Origin of the sequence: Paraburkholderia sp. SECH4, assembly GCF_030511745.1 — a bacterium.
Taxonomy (GTDB): Bacteria; Pseudomonadota; Gammaproteobacteria; order Burkholderiales; family Burkholderiaceae; genus Paraburkholderia; species Paraburkholderia madseniana.
The window spans coordinates 1-14804 of record NZ_JALOCP010000078.1 but is presented as its reverse complement, the minus strand read 5'-3'; the positions used below and the strand labels follow the sequence as shown (position 1 = coordinate 14804).

Sequence of the window (14804 nt, the reverse complement as noted above, 5' to 3'; positions counted from 1 at the left end):
GGCCAGACGCTTGAATCACAAAGGAAACTTGTCTATCTCATCGCGGGAACTTCCGCTTAGCCCGCTCCGCTTACACTGCTTCGACACAGACGAGGCGCAGTCCCGCGCCTCGCTTTCCTGCCGACCCGGAGCCACCATGCTTGAACTGAGACCGTCCTGCGAAGGATGCGGCAAGTCACTGCCGCCGAACGCGCCCGACGCGATGATCTGCACGTACGAATGCACTTTCTGCGAAGTGTGTGCGCTCAGCACGCTGCGCAACGTGTGTCCGAACTGCGGCGGCAATTTCCAGCATCGGCCGATCCGCACGCGCGCGCAGTTGGCCAAACATCCGGCCCGTACCGAAGCGCATCCCGTCTCCATCAACGAAGCGGCGCACGCAAGCTTCTTCGAGCGCTATCGGAACACGCCGCCTGGCGAGCGCTAACAAGCGCCGCCGGCACAAGGCGGCGTTCAAGCGCGCTGCCGTCCATTGCAGCGCACCACCAGGCCACCGCTCGATGCACAGCGGCCCTAAGGCCGGCCAGACGACCCAAGCGCCACTTCAATCGTCACCACCGCCCGCGCCCGGCGTCGCCACCCCGCTCACCGTGCGCGCCGCTACGCGCAGCAGACGGATCTGTTTGCGGTAATTGCGGCAGCCGCTGCAAGTCGGCAGATGCAGCCGGATCGCGACCCATTCGCCGGTCGTCAAACGGCGGTCGAGCGCGTCCGACAATAGCCGCGTGATGTGCTTACACTTCCCCATTCGCATCCTCTCTGGATAGGCCCTTTTCGCTCAGGCAAGTGCGCAAGCGCAGCCGCGCGCGGTAAATCAGCACGCTGCAGTGATTGGCGGTCATCTGCAGTTCAGCGCAGATCGCTTCCGTTTCGAGATCGAGGAATTCGCGCATCATGAACACGCGCCCGATGTGCTCAGGCAGGTGTTCCAGACACATCTCGAACAAGGTCCAGAATTGCTGCTGGCGCAGCGCGGTTTCCGGCGTCGGCCAGGGTTGCGGCTTGCTCTCGCGTGACCAGTGGCCGTTGTCCTTGAAGAGCTCGCGATCGAGCAGCGTTTCGCTGTCGATTTCGGATTCGAGCGCCGACAGATTCACCGTGCGCTGCCGGGCGCGCAAGGTGTCGACGAGCTTGTGGCGCAGGATGCCGAACACCCACGTCTTATGCTCCGATTGCGCGGCAAACCGGTCGGCTTGTGTCCAGGCGGCGGCCAGGGCCTCCTGGACGGCGTCTTCGGCGGCAGCGGCATCGCGCAGTTGCAAACGGGCGAAGCGCAACAGGTCGCGCCGTAATTGCGTCAGATAAACGGGATCATCGAGCGCCGGCCCGCTTACTTGCGCCATGGCAGGCTCCGTCGCCGCGCTCGCGGTTGCCGCGCGTTTTCTTTTGAATCGTTGTGGTTCATAGGCGGGTGGGTTTCCTCGCGCAGTTCCCGGACATGTGCGCCATTCTCCCGCACGTTCCAGCGCAAGCGAATTGGTATTGAACATGTGCCCGCCAGCAAGCGAAGACCAGATGACCTTAGTCGTGCCGCAACGGACTTTATGACAGCAAAAAATATTATTGCGAAAAACGAAATCAAGACCGCGGCGGCCCACCGCAACTTCAAGCGCATGGGCGAGACGTGCAGCGATACACGTCTCAAGCCCGCCGCAAACACGTGCCCGGATTATTTCATTATTTGAAAAAACATCTTCTTGTCTTCGGTATTTTTAGGCGGACGCTGAATCGCTATTCTCCACTCCATCGATCGCCCCGGATCGCGAACCAATCGCTGAAGAGGAGTAGCACCATGAAACGCATTCTTACCGCCCTGATCGCTTCCGTCGCCCTGTTTGCTGCTGCTTCGGGCGCAGCTCAAGCTGCTGCGCCGGCCCAATGCAGCGGCCCGGCATCGTACTGCAACGTGTTCTTCGGCAACTAATCGTCTGACGGATGCGGTCGGACACCTGTCCGGCACAAGTCTGCGGACGAGGCGGGTTCTCGAAATCAGGAAAGGGCGCCGAAAGGTGCCCTTTCTGCATTTAATTCCGAGCGTTTTGACGCGCGTGTGAAGCATCCGCAGAACATGGCTGCGGGCCCACTTTATCAGCGTACGAGCGTCGAGAAACAGAAAGCGGTACGCAATACCCGGCACTCCGAAGCAACACCCGCGCCCGGCGCGCAAATGCGCCTAATGCTCACTCTTCTAACGTGTTACAGTGAGCCAACAGCTTGCAGTTCTCCTGTGCGTCCTGCGCAGTCCCTCAGGCATCAGCCTCTCATCACAGCGCCCTGAATCGAACGGGGTCCTTTCCTTCTACTTCGCTTGACGGTGTCGTCGGCGTGGCCTCACAGACGCCGCTCCTGATGCGCATCGTCGCCGACCAACACCTTGTTCGCTGAAACGCCGCGACTCGCCCGGCGTCACGCCCAACACACAGCGACACGTTTCAAGCGAGATCCTTAACCGGAGACGACTACCATGAACAATACGATCAGAAGCTATCGGGGCCTTGAGATTTATCCATTGGTTTATCCGCATCAGCCGCGTTCTGCCGATGGCGCCCGCCATTACGATTCGGGTTTCGACGCCGCAGTGCGAATCTGCCGGCGCGGCACCGACGACACCTTGACCAGCAGCCGTGTATTTCGCGTGCCGAGCCGCTCCCCGTTTGGCGCGGCCGGCGACGCACGCATTGCATCAGCGAGTTACGCGGAGCGGGTGATCGACGGCATGGTTGCCGGCGAGTCGATCGTCGGACTCTGATGCGCGCACCGATGGCAAGCCACGTTTCCAGGCGCTCGCAGGGCGCGAATTCCACGCCGCTGACCGGTCGCGCGAACTATCAGGTCGCGGTGTCGTCGCGTCGAACCTCCAGCGGGACGGTGCCGACGCTGAAAGTGATCCGGTTGAGCGACGAGCGCGTGATCTATCCCTTTCAGGGCCATGCGGACATGCCGTTTTTTGAAAATGCGGATGCGGCTCAGGTGTTTGCCGAGACGTACGGCTGGCAGCTTGTGGATGGCGACCTCGCTGTCCCGGAATGACAGCGAAGAACGTCCAGTTGCCTCAAATCGTCCTAGGCCGAAAGCATGCTTGATTGACAAGGCAAAAGTACCAGTTATCCACAAGGTTATTCAGTGAATCTGTGGATAACTTTAGTTGCTACCGGGTTATCCACCAGGCGCAACTTTCGAGGTCTGGACCTGCGCAACCAGAAGTCGGCGCTTTTAGTGCGCGCCGTCACCGTACCGCCCGGCCATTGCCTATGATGGGCAGTTCGTACCCTTTTGCGCGTCAAGCGCCTAACCTCAAGGAAGCGAACCATGGCCCATCACATCGCAGTGGTCGCTGCCTGACGACCAATTCGGGCCAAATCAGGCGGCTTTGCCGGCGCCTATCCAGACGAAAAACGCCGACGTTGCCGCAACTTCACGGCACGCCGGCGCTACCGCTCCCCCGCTTAGACGTGATGATGTCCCGTCACCCGTTCCCAGCCATGACGCACGGCGAGCTTGAAGCGCTCCCACGTGCTGTCGGGCGAGGTGTTTTCCCAATGGCGCCGGGCTTCCGGCTCGACGTCGTCCCACAGCCGATCGCGATAACGCGCGTCCTGACCGATCTCCGCGCCGTAGCGATAGGCCGGCACGTAATCTTCATAGCGCGCGTTCTCAGCCGCGTATTGCTCGTCGTAGTGCGTGCGGAAGTCCTCTTCGTATTCCAGATACTCGTTCGGCATCTGGCTGCCTAGACCCGCGGTCGGCTGCCCCGCTTCGGAGACGACATCCGACGGCTGCAAGATCGCGCCCGAACCCGGCATCGAACCGGCCGCAATCGCGGTACGTTCCGCATCGCCGACCGCGTCGCGCATCGGCCGCTCAGCCAGCGGCGGCGGGACGAACGGCTCGGCGTCGGTGCCCATGAGCGGTGGCGGATAGAGGGGATCGGCCGGGGTTGCAGGTCGCGTGGTTGAAGCCGGCGTTGCCACGCCGGGCGTTGTTACGCTCGATGTATGCGGCGTGCCAGGCGTCACCGCGCCAATGCCGAGTTCATCGAGTATCGAATGATCGCGGCTCGATTCCGTCGGCGTGTCCCAATCGGGCGAGCGCTCGCCGATGTCGGTCGCGCCCAGCCTCTTCAAGGTATTGCGAGCGAGTTCCGCATGCGATTCGCTGGCTGCGCTCACGCAGACCAGCACGGCGCCGCGGCGCACGGCTTCCGTGTAGCGAGCCGTTTCCGACGCGCGAGGGCCGCTCGCAAACAGGTTCGAGAGAAAACGCTCGATATTGGCGAGCACGCCGGAACCGGCGACCTCGTCGGTTGCGGAGCCGACGGAGGGTTCGGGATTCGCCTGCAACTCGATCGTGTCGCGTGCAAAACCGGTCTGCACAAGCGTGTCGCGCGCGGCCTCGGCTTGAGAATAGGTGTCGAATAAACCAATCACGGTATGTCGCATGGCTGTCTCCCGACGGTTTTAGGTGGATCGAACGGCGCAAGAACGCGTCGGCCTGCTTCCCTAAAAACATCGCAACGATCATGCCGGGGCGGCACAACGTGTCCGCACGCCCGCTGCTGGCCGCTTGCGCCGATCTGGTTACGTAGAAACCGCGGCATTCCGCTGCCGCGCTTTTACAACCGCCGGTAATTGGCGGCGGCGCTCAAAAGGCCGGCGTTAGCCGGCCGGATGTGCCGCCGCAGCCGGATCGGCGCCCGTTTGCGCCAGCTCGCGCTGGATCGCTTGCAGGAGTTCTTCCAGCAACGCGATATCGAAGGGTTTGGACAGCACCCGCACGTTGACATGCCGCGCACGGTCGAGTTCTTCCGCATAGCCGGTGACCAGAATGACCGGCAGCCGGGTGTCGAAAGCCTGCACGGCTTCGGCCAGGTCGATGCCGTTCATCGTGCCGGGCATGTGGATGTCCGACAGCACCAGATCGAACGGCAGCGGCTCGCCGGTGCGCGCCTGCCTCGCGTGGGCGTCGTCGAACAGGCAGAGCGCGGTATCGGCGTTGAATACACAGGTGACCTGGTGGCCCATCATCTGCAACAGGGCCTCGGTGCCGGCGGCGACTTCGTCGTTGTCCTCGACCAGCAGGATGCGCAAGCCGTGCGGCGTGCCGCTTTCCTCGGCGCCCGTTTCAGCCGGCAGTTCGGCCTCGGGGGCGGCTGTGGCGCGCGGCAGATAGAGGCGCACCGAGGTGCCTGCGCCGATTGCGCTGTCGATCGCGGCAAGGCCGCCGGAGCGCTCGCAGAAGGCGAAAACCTGCGGCAGGCCGAGACCGGTGCCCATGCCTTTCGGCTTCGTGGTGAAAAGCGGTTCGAAGGCGCGCGCGAGCACTTCAGGCGGCATGCCGCCACCGGTATCTTCAAGCGACAGTTGCACGAAATCGCCGGTCAGGGGAAAGCCGTCCTGGTGGCGGAAGTTGATATTGGCGGCTCGAACCGTGAAGCGGCCACCGTTGGGCATGGCGTCGCGCGCGTTCACCGCGACGTTGATCAGCGCCAGTTCGAGCTCGGCGACGTCCACACGCATGGGCCAGATATCGACGCCGATGTCCATAACCAGCGAAATCTTCGCGCCGAGCGATGCGCGCAGCAGTTCGCGGCACGCCGGCAGCCAGCGCTCGAGCGCCAGCGTCTCGTTGCGCAACGGCTGCTTGCGCGCGACGCCAAGCAATTGGCGGGTGAGCGACTGGCCGCCCTTGAGCGCCCGCTCCATCGCGGACAATTCGCGGTCGAGCCCCGGCGTGCCGCGCCGCCGGGCGATCTGCACGTTGGCCGAGACGATCATCAGCAGGTTGTTGAAATCGTGCGCCACACTGCCGACCAGGTTGCCGAGCGCCTCCATCTTGCGCGACTGGCGATACGCGGATTCGATCGAGCGGCGCATCGAGGCTTCGGCCTGCCAGCGCTCCCACGCCTCCTCCTCGGCGCCGAGGCGCCGCAGCGACAGCCAGATCACGCACCACAACACGATGGATGGCGTGAACATCGACAGGATCAGCACACTGAGGTGCCGGTACCACGCGGTCCAGATCGCCGAGGTGCGATAGCCGCACAACGCGTAGACCGGATAGGCGCCGATGCGCCGGAACGCCAGAATCACGTTGTCGTCGTCGATGTCGGAATGCATGCGTACGACGCCGGCTCGCCGCCCTTGCGCCAGCGCTTCGGCCAGTGGCGAATTCGGCGCCGTTGCCAGCGGCTCGCGCGGGCGGCGCGGATAGTGCGCGAGGATCGCGCCGTCGGTGCGCACGAGGCTCATGATCATCGGCGTGCTGTCGCTACCGCCGAGCAGTTCCCGGTAGAACGCATCGAAATAGCTGGGCCGCAGGGCGACCGAGACCACTCCCGCAAATGAGCCGTCGGCTGCGAGCCGCTCCACGCCCGTGTTGAACACCTGTTCGCCCACCACATGTCCCGTCATGACCTTTGAGACATGCTCGAGCCCCTTGCCGTCGCGAATGCCGGTGAAATCGTCGCGGTCGGCGATCGACAACTCCGGCGCAGGATAGAAACGGCTGGTGGCGAGCAGATCACCCTCGCGGCCGAAGATCGAGACGGCCGCCACCTGAGGATAGCCGCCGCCCATGGTGCGCAGCTTCTCGTGGATCTCGCCTTCTTGAGCGCGAATGCCGTTGTCGTCCAGACCTTGCGTCAGATCGACAATGCGCGAGTCGAGCGTCTCGTTCATGTCGAACACTTTCAGCGCGTGTTCTTCCGCCACGCGCACGGTGCGCAGCGTCACGTCGGTTGCGTCGGCCATGCGCGTGCGCAGATCGCTGAACGCCATCGCCGCCACGTACACGCACGGCAGCACGATGGCTGCGATCAGCAGCGCGATCAGCGTGATGCGCCGGACGTGGAAATTATGTTCCGGTACGGCTGGAAACCGCGCCTCGTCCTGGCGGCTAGCGGGAGGGCGGCTCGCTTCAGGCGGGTCGAACCGTTCTGGTGTCATGGTCGGTAACGCTAAGGTCGTTCAGGACGAAAAGGCCGGGAGTCGGTGTCATACAAAAAGCATAGACATGTAGCAGCCGTACTGGTTACTGTGACAAATGGTCGGCCCCCGATTTGTCGGCCGTTTGAATCAGTGACAAATCGAGAAGCGCAAACGTACACAAAAGTATAAATGTAAAAGAAAGCCTTCCAAATCTACCGAAATATTTTCATAAATAGTACTTATTGGGAAAATCTCTTTAATCAAGGCGAAATTGGCGAGTTGCCTTTCCGCCAATTTGCTTCGAAAATCGATGCCATCACAAATAATGCGTCCGCCATGTTCGGATGCATCTGCCGCGAGGACCGCCAGGCAACGCGCACAACGCGTGACCGAAGGCGCTCGCGGAAACAGGCGCGCGGCAAGGGGACCAGCCCGATCCGTGAAGCCGCGCGGATTCATCTACGGGGTAGGCTCGAACATGCCGGTCATAGCCGTCGTCCACCGTGCTCGCACGCATCCATGCGCGCCCACGGCTTCCGTCACAAACGCCTCGCTGCGCGCGCTCCCCGCTCGTTTGCAAGCTGCATTCTCGCAAGCTTCAGCCCGCTTGAGCGCCGGTCGACAGACCGCGCGCTAAAGAAATCACCTCCACCCGCCGTTAACGCGCCAGAGCTAATTCCGCTTACCGACCCGCCCATGCCTTTGCCTATTGTGATCGCCGACGATTCATTGCTTGCCCGCAAGGTGCTCACCAAGGCATTGCCGCCGGACTGGGATGTCGACGTGTCCTACGCGACGAACGGGCGCGAAGCGCTCGGCCTGTATCGCGAAGGCAAAGCGTCGGTGATGTTCCTCGACCTGACGATGCCTGACATGACCGGCTATCAGGTGCTGGAAGCATTGCAGCATGAGGATCTGAACACCTTCGTCATTGTCGTCTCCGCCGATGTTCAGCCGATGGCCCAGTCGCGCGTGCGTGCGCTCGGCGCCGCCGCATTCATCGCCAAGCCCGTGACGCCCGAGGCGGTACTACCCATCCTCAAGGAGTACGGGTTGTATGTCTGAGCCAGTCCTCACCGAAGACCAGCGCGACGCGCTGCAAGAGGTCGCCAATCTGGCGATGGGCCAGGCCGCGACGCGTCTCGCGAGCCTGCTCGATGCGTTCATCGAATTGTCGGTGCCGCGCGTGAAGGTGGTGGCGGTGAGCGAGGCGGCTGAGGCGCTGCGCGAGATGACCGGGATCGAGGACACGGTGAGCGCGGTGCGCCAGGGCTTTCGCTCCGACATCAAGGGCGAAGCGCTGGTGATCTGTCGCAGCGACAGCATCGACCAGTTGTGTTCGCTCGTGAGCGACCCGTATTCGCGCTCGAGCTATGAGGCGGTGAGCCAGCAGGAACTCGTGTTCGACGTCGCGAACGTGCTGACGGGCGCGTGTGTCTCGTGCATTCTCGACCAGCTCGGCCGCACGCCGGTCTTCTCCGCGCCGGGCCTGCTCGGTGAAGCGATGACGCTCGACGAAGTGTTCCAGCCCGGCGTGCTGCAGTGGGAAGTCGCGCTGCTGGTGGAAGTCAATTTCGCGCTCGAGGATCAGAGCTTCCGCGCGCACCTAGTGATGCTGATGGCCGAAGAGTCGATCCGCCATATGAACGAGGCGCTCGACGAGCTGTTGTCCAGCTTATGAATGTATCCGCGGAGTCATTGAGCGATCTGGTGGTCGAACGTGTCGGTTTCGGCATCTTCGTGCTCGATCGCAACATGACCGTGTTGATGTGGAATCGCTTCATGCAGGATCACAGCGGCTTGACGCCGGAGCAGGTGGTCGGCAAATCGCTCTTCACGCACTTTCCGGAATTGCCGCGCGTGTGGCTGTCGCGCAAGATCGAAAGCGTGTTTCAGCTCGGCAGTTTCGCGTTCAGTTCGTGGGAGCAGCGCCCGTACCTGTTCAAGTTCGATCACGACCGGCCGATTACCGGCGGCGTCGACTTCATGCAGCAGGACTGCACCTTCATGCCGCTCATGCGCGATCGCGAAGTGGTGGCCGTGTGCGTGACCATCTCTGACGTCACGCATGTCAGCATCGTGCAGCGCGAGCGTGAAGAGGCGGTCGCCAAGCTGCAGGAATACGCGGACCGCGACGGTCTGACCGGCATCGCCAACCGGCGTTATTTCGAAGCGCGCCTGCGCGACGAATTCACGCGCTGGCAGCGCTACGGCGGCGAGATGTCCGTGCTGCTGTTCGATCTCGACCACTTCAAGAAAATCAACGACCAGTTCGGTCACGGCGTCGGCGATACGGTGTTGCGCGTGATGGCGCAGCGCGTCGCCGAGGTGGTGCGGGCGCAGGATACCTTCGGGCGTTTCGGCGGCGAGGAATTTGCGTTGCTGTTGCCGTGTACGCCGCTCGAGGACGCCATGCGGGTCGCGGAGAAAATTCGCTGCACGATCGCCGACACGCCGGTCGACGTGCAGGGCACGAGCGTGCCGGTGACGGCCAGCGTCGGTGGTGCGGCGGCGCGCCTGGGCGTGCCGGCGTACGACGTGCTCATCAATGAAGCCGACGCGGCGCTGTATAGCGCCAAGCGGCAAGGGCGCAATCGCTCGGTGGCGTTTACCTGAGCGTTTCTCGCGAAGCGCCACGCCCCTTATTCCGGCCCCTTATTCACCCCTAAACTGCGGCATCTCACAAAGGTTGTTATACTTTTCGCCGTTTCCGGCATCCCAGCCGGGTGTTTCGCGCGTGTCCGCGCGCGCGGGGCGCTTGCCTTGCAGTAAACACAAAACTTCTTGAACGCCTTTCAGCGGGCGCCTCCAGCGGAGATCGTCTTGGCTGTTTCCAATCTTGTCGTGGACGATACAGAAATCGACGCCGCTGCCGCCACGTCCGGCAGCTCGTTCTATCTCGCGATGCGCATCCTGCCGGCCGCGCAGCGCGACGCGATGTATCAGGTCTACGCTTTCTGCCGCGCTGTCGACGATATCGCCGACAGTGACATGCCGCGCGCCGAACGCGCCGCCGCGCTCGAGCGCTGGCGCGCCGACATCGACGCGTGCTACGCCGGCGCACCGCGCGCTTCCTTGCGCGCGCTGACGCGGCACATTCATACGTTTCACCTGCAACGCGAAGATTTTTACGCGATGGTCGACGGCATGGCGATGGACGCCGCAGCCGACATCTGCGCGCCCGACGAAGCCACCCTCGACCTGTACTGCGACCGCGTCGCGAGCGCGGCGGGCCGTCTATCGGTGAGGATATTCGGGATGCAGGAGGAGCCGGGCCGTTTGCTGGCGCACCATCTGGGCCGCGCGCTGCAACTGACCAACATCCTGCGCGATATCGACGAAGACGCCGGCATCAACCGCTGCTACCTCCCGCACGAATTGCTGGCGCGCGAAGGCATTGCGGTGACGAGCCCGACCCAGATCGCCGACGATCCATCGCTGCCGCGCGTCTGCGCGACGCTCGCCGAGCGCGCCAAGGAGCATTTCGCCGCCTCCGACGCGATCATGGACCGCGAGCCGCGCAGCCACGTGCGCGCGCCGCGCATCATGTCGGGCGTCTATCGCGCGCTGCTCGAACGCACGCTCGACCGCGGTTTCGACATTCCGCGTACGAAGGTCAGCAAGCCGAAACTGCGCATGCTGTGGATCGTCGCGCGTTACGCGCTCTTCTGAGCTGATGCCGAAGCTCATCCATGTGATCGGCGCCGGCCTCGCCGGCCTGGCCGCGGCGGTGCAATTGCAGCGCCGCGGCGCACAAGTCGTGCTTCATGAAGCGGCGCCGCAGGCGGGGGGCCGTTGCCGGTCGTATTACGACCCCAAGCTGGGCGCGACCATCGACAGCGGCAATCACATGGTGTTGTCGGGAAATTACGCCACGCTCAACTACGTGCGCGCGATCGGCGCTGGCGACGAGCTGGTCGGCCCGGCTCAGCCCGAGTATCCGTTCGTGGATCTGGCGACGCGGGCACGCTGGACCGTGCGTATGTCGCCGGGCCGCCTGCCCTGGTGGATCTTCGACCCGAACGCGCGCGTGCCGAACACCGGACCGAGTGACTATCTGGCGCTCGTGCCGCTGCTGTTCGCCAAACCCGGGCGCAGTGTGGCGCAAACCATGCGCTGCAATGGCCCGCTGTGGGACCGCCTGCTGCGGCCGCTGTTTCTCGCAATGCTCAATGTCGAGCCGCGTGAAGCGTCGGCGGAGCTGACGGCAGCGATGGTCAGGGAGACGCTGGTCGCCGGTGGCCTCGCGTGCCGGCCTCTGGTGGCGAAGAACGGTCTGGGCAGCGCCTTTGTCGACCCGGCGCTGCGTCTTTTGCAGCATGGCGGCGCGGCAATCCGGCTCGGGTCGCGCCTGACGGACATCGTGTTTGCCGACGGCGGCGCCGGCCCCGGCCGTATCTCGGCACTGAATTTCGCGGACGAAAGCATCGCGATCGAAGCCAACCAGGCCGTGGTGCTTGCTGTGCCGCCGGACATCGCTCAGACGCTCGTGCCCGGTTTGCGTTCGCCGAATCGCTTCGCCGCGACTCTCAACGTGCATTTCGCGGTCGAGCCGCCGTTCGGCATGGCGCCGATCACGGGGCTGCTGAATGCGACGGCCGATTGGCTGTTTGCCTTCGAGGGCCGCATGTCGGTCACGGTCAACGCCGCTGAGCGCCTGCTCGACACGCCGCACGAAGCGCTGGCGAAAACCATCTGGGCCGAAGTGGCCCAGGCTGCCAACGTGCCGGCCGAGCCGATGCCCGCCTGGCAGGTCGTGGTGGAAAAGCGCGCGACGTTTGCCGCCTTGCCGGATCAGGAAATGCTGCGCCCCGGCACGCGCACTCGCTGGAACAATTTGATGCTCGCGGGCGACTGGACGGCCACCGGCCTGCCCGCGACGATTGAAGGGGCGATCCGCTCTGGCCAGAAGGCCGCGGACACGCTGCTGAATCAACCGATGGAACGCCGATGAACGACTTATCTCAAGCCCAGCCGCTGGACGCCGTCCTGCAGGAATTCGCCGATGCGGCGCCGAATTTGTCAAACGCGGTGCCAAACGCGGTGTCGAGCGCTGCGCCCGATGCTGCGCCGCAAGCGTTCGCAACGCCGCTCGACGCCGCGATCACGCGCGCCACCGACGCGATCCTCGGCGCGCAGAAACCGGACGGTCACTGGGTCTACGAACTCGAAGCCGACGCGACGATTCCCGCCGAATATGTGCTCCTCGTTCACTATCTCGCCGAAACGCCGAACCTGGAACTGGAGCAGAAGATCGCCCGCTATCTGCGCCGCATCCAGCTGGCGGATGGCGGCTGGCCACTCTTCACCGACGGCGCGATGGACGTCAGCGCCAGCGTGAAGGCGTACTTCGCACTGAAAATGATCGGCGACTCGCCGGACGCCGAGCACATGGTCCGTGCGCGCGAAGCGATTCTGGCGAACGGCGGCGCGGAAACGGTGAACGTGTTCACACGGATTCTGCTTGCGCTGTTCGGCGTGGTGTCGTGGCGCGCGGTGCCGATGATGCCGGTCGAAATCATGCTGCTGCCGATGTGGTTCCCGTTCCATCTGTCGAAGGTGTCGTACTGGGCGCGTACCGTGATCGTGCCGTTGCTGGTGCTGAACGCGAAGCGGCCGGTGGCGCGCAATCCCCGTCGTGTGCGTATCGACGAGCTGTTCCGCGGCGCCCCGGTCAATACCGGCATGCGCGATCGGGCGCCGCATCAGCACCTCGGCTGGTTCCGCTTCTTCCGCGGCGTGGACGTGATGTTGCGCATGATCGACGGCCTGTTCCCGAAGGTGACGCGCGAACGTTCGGTGCGCGAGGCCGTGCGCTTTGTCGACGAACGGCTGAATGGCGAAGACGGCCTCGGCGCGATTTTCCCCGCGATGGCCAACTCGGTGATGATGTACGACGTGCTCGGCTATCCGGCCGATCATCCGAATCGCGCAATCGCCCGTCAGTCGATCGAAAAGCTGCTCGTCATCAAGGATGACGAAGCATATTGCCAGCCGTGTCTGTCGCCTGTGTGGGACACCTCGCTCGTGGCGCATGCGCTGCTCGAGACCGGCGAAGCACACGCCGAGCAGGCGGCCGAACGCGGGCTCGCCTGGTTGCGTCCGCTGCAGATTCTCGATGTGCGCGGCGACTGGATCTCGCGCCGTTCGAACGTGCGTCCTGGCGGCTGGGCGTTCCAGTACAACAACGCGCACTATCCGGACGTCGACGATACGGCGGTGGTGGCGATGGCGATGCAACGCTCGGCGGCACTGACGCAATCGGATGTCGATCGTGAAGCCATTGCGCGGGCGCGCGAATGGGTGGTCGGCATGCAGAGCAGCGATGGCGGCTGGGGCGCGTTCGAACCGGAAAACACCCAGTACTACCTGAACAACATTCCGTTTTCCGATCACGGCGCACTGCTCGATCCGCCGACCGCGGACGTGTCGGGCCGTTGTCTGTCGATGCTTGCACAACTCGGCGAATTTCCGCAGGGCAGCGAACCCGCGCAGCGCGCGTTCGACTACATGCTGAAGGAACAGGAATCGGACGGTAGCTGGTACGGCCGCTGGGGCCTGAACTATATCTACGGCACCTGGACCGCGCTGTGTTCGCTGAACGCCGCCGGCTTGCCGCACGACGATCCGCGCATGAAGCGCGCCGCGCAGTGGCTCCTGTCGATCCAGAACGAAGACGGCGGCTGGGGCGAGGGCGGCGAGAGCTACAAGCTCGACTATCACGGCTACGAGCGCGCGCCGAGCACGGCTTCGCAAACCGCATGGGCGCTGATGGGCCTGATGGCGGCAGGCGAGGTGAATCACGAGGCGGTGGCGCGTGGCGTCGAGTATCTGCAGCGCGAACAGCGCGAGCACGGTCTGTGGGACGAAACGCGCTTCACGGCGACCGGCTTCCCGCGCGTGTTCTATCTGCGCTATCACGGCTATCGCAAGTTCTTCCCGTTGTGGGCGCTGGCGCGTTTCCGTCATCTGAAACGTAACGGGCTGACGCGCGTCGCGGTCGGGATGTAACGGATGGCGCTGTCGACAACGCTCTCAGCCGACGCCGACTCCAACACCTTGCCGGTGATCGTGGTGACGGGTATGGCGTTCGAAGCGCGCATCGCGCGCGGCAAGGACGTCGAGGTCGTCTACGCGGCTCGCGCCGATCTGCTGGAGCGGGCGTTGAGCGCGGCCGTTGCGCGCGGCTGCTCGGGGATCGTTAGTTTCGGGACGGCGGGTGGGTTGGCGCCCGATCTGGAGCCGGGCACGTTGATTGTTGCGGAGGCCGTTGAGGGGCCGTTTGGGCGGTTGGAGACTGATCGGCCATGGGCTGACAGGTTTGCCGCCGCGCTGGCAACGGGGCCGCTTGTGGCGCGTCTGCGGCGTGGGGTGGTGGCGGCTGTTACCGCGCCTTTGGTCAGCGCTGATGACAAGCGGTTGTTGCATCGCTCGACCGGGGCTTTGGCTGTTGATATGGAATCGCATATTGCCGGTGCGACGGCTGCCGCGCATGGGGTGCCGTTTGCGGTTTGTCGGGCGATTGTTGATCCGGCTTGGCGGACTTTGCCTTCTGCTGCGACCGCTGGCTTGCGGGATGATGGCACCACTGCGTTGGGGCCGATTTTGCGGGAGCTTTTGCGGCAGCCTTCGCAGATTGGGGCGTTGATTCAGGTGGCCGTTGATGCGCGGGCGGCGCGGATTTCGCTGGTGCAGGCGCGGCATGCTATGGGGGAAGGTGGGGTTTTGAGGATGGTTGTTGGCTGAAGGCGGTTGTTTTGGCTGTTTGCCTGGGGCGTTGGCCTTTCCTTGATCTGGCTTTGGTGCCTTTCCTTGATTTGCTGGTGGTCTATTAGCGTTGCCCCTGTGCGGGGCAATGCTCTCAACTTAAGCCCGAAA

At 63.8% G+C, this 14804-nt stretch carries 16 protein-coding genes; 11 read left to right on the top strand and 5 right to left on the bottom strand.

What is annotated here, in order from left to right; translation table 11 throughout:
* The first annotated feature begins 136 nt into the window (after positions 1-136).
* On the top strand, positions 137-427 hold the full coding sequence (locus M0D67_RS41205; protein WP_266243417.1) for a DUF1272 domain-containing protein: 291 nt from the start codon (positions 137-139) through the stop codon (positions 425-427).
* A gap of 117 nt (positions 428-544) precedes the next feature.
* On the opposite strand, the gene M0D67_RS41200 is transcribed toward M0D67_RS41205, so the two are convergent.
* Positions 545-748 (bottom strand): zf-HC2 domain-containing protein, encoded by a 204-nt coding sequence (locus tag M0D67_RS41200; RefSeq protein WP_154566445.1) that lies wholly within the window; start codon positions 746-748, stop codon positions 545-547.
* On the bottom strand, positions 735-1343 hold the full coding sequence (locus M0D67_RS41195; protein ID WP_266243415.1) for an RNA polymerase factor sigma-70: 609 nt from the start codon (positions 1341-1343) through the stop codon (positions 735-737). The genes M0D67_RS41200 and M0D67_RS41195 overlap by 14 nt, the downstream gene beginning before the upstream one ends.
* A gap of 449 nt (positions 1344-1792) precedes the next feature.
* On the opposite strand from M0D67_RS41195, the gene M0D67_RS41190 reads away from it, so the two are divergent.
* The 3 genes from M0D67_RS41190 (at position 1793) to M0D67_RS41180 (ending at position 3030) form a co-directional block, all read left to right on the top strand.
* Complete coding sequence (locus M0D67_RS41190; RefSeq protein ID WP_257021004.1) at positions 1793-1924, top strand: hypothetical protein; 132 nt, start codon at positions 1793-1795, stop codon at positions 1922-1924.
* A gap of 540 nt (positions 1925-2464) precedes the next feature.
* Entirely contained in the window at positions 2465-2749 is a 285-nt protein-coding gene (locus M0D67_RS41185; RefSeq protein WP_054034198.1) for a hypothetical protein, read from the top strand.
* 11 nt (positions 2750-2760) lie between these two features.
* Positions 2761-3030: a DUF6723 family protein gene (locus tag M0D67_RS41180; protein ID WP_266243411.1), complete on the top strand. Its 270-nt coding sequence runs from the start codon at positions 2761-2763 to the stop codon at positions 3028-3030.
* A gap of 416 nt (positions 3031-3446) precedes the next feature.
* Here M0D67_RS41180 and M0D67_RS41175 read toward each other — a convergent pair whose 3' ends face one another.
* The 3 genes from M0D67_RS41175 to M0D67_RS41165 form a co-directional block, all read right to left on the bottom strand.
* Positions 3447-4439 carry a hypothetical protein gene (locus tag M0D67_RS41175; RefSeq protein WP_154566447.1) on the bottom strand — a complete coding sequence of 331 codons (993 nt, stop codon included), beginning with the start codon at positions 4437-4439 and terminating at the stop codon, positions 3447-3449.
* Between the two features lie 216 nt (positions 4440-4655).
* Entirely contained in the window at positions 4656-6944 is a 2289-nt protein-coding gene (locus M0D67_RS41170; RefSeq protein ID WP_266243407.1) for a hybrid sensor histidine kinase/response regulator, read from the bottom strand.
* Between the two features lie 129 nt (positions 6945-7073).
* Positions 7074-7385 (bottom strand): hypothetical protein, encoded by a 312-nt coding sequence (locus tag M0D67_RS41165; RefSeq protein ID WP_171927705.1) that lies wholly within the window; start codon positions 7383-7385, stop codon positions 7074-7076.
* 237 nt (positions 7386-7622) lie between these two features.
* Between M0D67_RS41165 and M0D67_RS41160 the strand changes: the two genes are divergently transcribed.
* The 7 genes from M0D67_RS41160 (at position 7623) to M0D67_RS41130 (ending at position 14672) form a co-directional block, all read left to right on the top strand.
* Positions 7623-7991 (top strand): response regulator, encoded by a 369-nt coding sequence (locus tag M0D67_RS41160; RefSeq protein WP_028195969.1) that lies wholly within the window; start codon positions 7623-7625, stop codon positions 7989-7991.
* Positions 7984-8607 (top strand): chemotaxis protein CheC, encoded by a 624-nt coding sequence (locus M0D67_RS41155; protein ID WP_171927706.1) that lies wholly within the window; start codon positions 7984-7986, stop codon positions 8605-8607. Before M0D67_RS41160 ends, M0D67_RS41155 begins: the two co-directional genes overlap by 8 nt.
* Entirely contained in the window at positions 8604-9542 is a 939-nt protein-coding gene (locus M0D67_RS41150; RefSeq protein WP_154566451.1) for a diguanylate cyclase, read from the top strand. The genes M0D67_RS41155 and M0D67_RS41150 overlap by 4 nt, the downstream gene beginning before the upstream one ends.
* Positions 9543-9749: 207 nt before the next feature.
* Positions 9750-10598: a presqualene diphosphate synthase HpnD gene (gene hpnD / locus M0D67_RS41145; protein WP_266243405.1), complete on the top strand. Its 849-nt coding sequence runs from the start codon at positions 9750-9752 to the stop codon at positions 10596-10598.
* A 4-nt stretch (positions 10599-10602) separates the two neighbouring features.
* Positions 10603-11880, top strand: a complete 1278-nt coding sequence (gene hpnE / locus M0D67_RS41140; protein WP_266243403.1) for a hydroxysqualene dehydroxylase HpnE — start codon at positions 10603-10605, stop codon at positions 11878-11880.
* Complete coding sequence (gene shc, locus M0D67_RS41135) at positions 11877-13937, top strand: squalene--hopene cyclase (protein ID WP_266243401.1); 2061 nt, start codon at positions 11877-11879, stop codon at positions 13935-13937. Before hpnE ends, shc begins: the two co-directional genes overlap by 4 nt.
* Positions 13938-13940: 3 nt before the next feature.
* The gene (locus tag M0D67_RS41130; RefSeq protein ID WP_266243398.1) at positions 13941-14672 is read left to right on the top strand and encodes a phosphorylase; all 732 of its coding nucleotides are present in this window, start codon (positions 13941-13943) and stop codon (positions 14670-14672) included.
* The last annotated feature ends 132 nt before the right edge of the window (positions 14673-14804 follow it).

Excerpts from the sequence above, each read along its gene's own strand:
- M0D67_RS41185 (WP_054034198.1), top strand. The coding sequence starts at position 2,465 with ATGAACAATACGATCAGAAGCTATCGGGGCCTTGAGATTTATCCATTG.
- M0D67_RS41150 (WP_154566451.1), top strand. The coding sequence starts at position 8,604 with ATGAATGTATCCGCGGAGTCATTGAGCGATCTGGTGGTCGAACGTGTC.
- M0D67_RS41170 (WP_266243407.1), bottom strand. The coding sequence starts at position 6,944 with ATGACACCAGAACGGTTCGACCCGCCTGAAGCGAGCCGCCCTCCCGCT.
- M0D67_RS41195 (WP_266243415.1), bottom strand. The coding sequence starts at position 1,343 with ATGGCGCAAGTAAGCGGGCCGGCGCTCGATGATCCCGTTTATCTGACG.
- M0D67_RS41190 (WP_257021004.1), top strand. The coding sequence starts at position 1,793 with ATGAAACGCATTCTTACCGCCCTGATCGCTTCCGTCGCCCTGTTTGCT.
- M0D67_RS41130 (WP_266243398.1), top strand. The coding sequence starts at position 13,941 with ATGGCGCTGTCGACAACGCTCTCAGCCGACGCCGACTCCAACACCTTG.
- shc (WP_266243401.1), top strand. The coding sequence starts at position 11,877 with ATGAACGACTTATCTCAAGCCCAGCCGCTGGACGCCGTCCTGCAGGAA.
- M0D67_RS41165 (WP_171927705.1), bottom strand. The coding sequence starts at position 7,385 with ATGAATCCGCGCGGCTTCACGGATCGGGCTGGTCCCCTTGCCGCGCGC.
- M0D67_RS41155 (WP_171927706.1), top strand. The coding sequence starts at position 7,984 with ATGTCTGAGCCAGTCCTCACCGAAGACCAGCGCGACGCGCTGCAAGAG.
- M0D67_RS41200 (WP_154566445.1), bottom strand. The coding sequence starts at position 748 with ATGGGGAAGTGTAAGCACATCACGCGGCTATTGTCGGACGCGCTCGAC.
- M0D67_RS41160 (WP_028195969.1), top strand. The coding sequence starts at position 7,623 with ATGCCTTTGCCTATTGTGATCGCCGACGATTCATTGCTTGCCCGCAAG.
- M0D67_RS41175 (WP_154566447.1), bottom strand. The coding sequence starts at position 4,439 with ATGCGACATACCGTGATTGGTTTATTCGACACCTATTCTCAAGCCGAG.
- M0D67_RS41205 (WP_266243417.1), top strand. The coding sequence starts at position 137 with ATGCTTGAACTGAGACCGTCCTGCGAAGGATGCGGCAAGTCACTGCCG.
- M0D67_RS41180 (WP_266243411.1), top strand. The coding sequence starts at position 2,761 with ATGGCAAGCCACGTTTCCAGGCGCTCGCAGGGCGCGAATTCCACGCCG.
- hpnE (WP_266243403.1), top strand. The coding sequence starts at position 10,603 with ATGCCGAAGCTCATCCATGTGATCGGCGCCGGCCTCGCCGGCCTGGCC.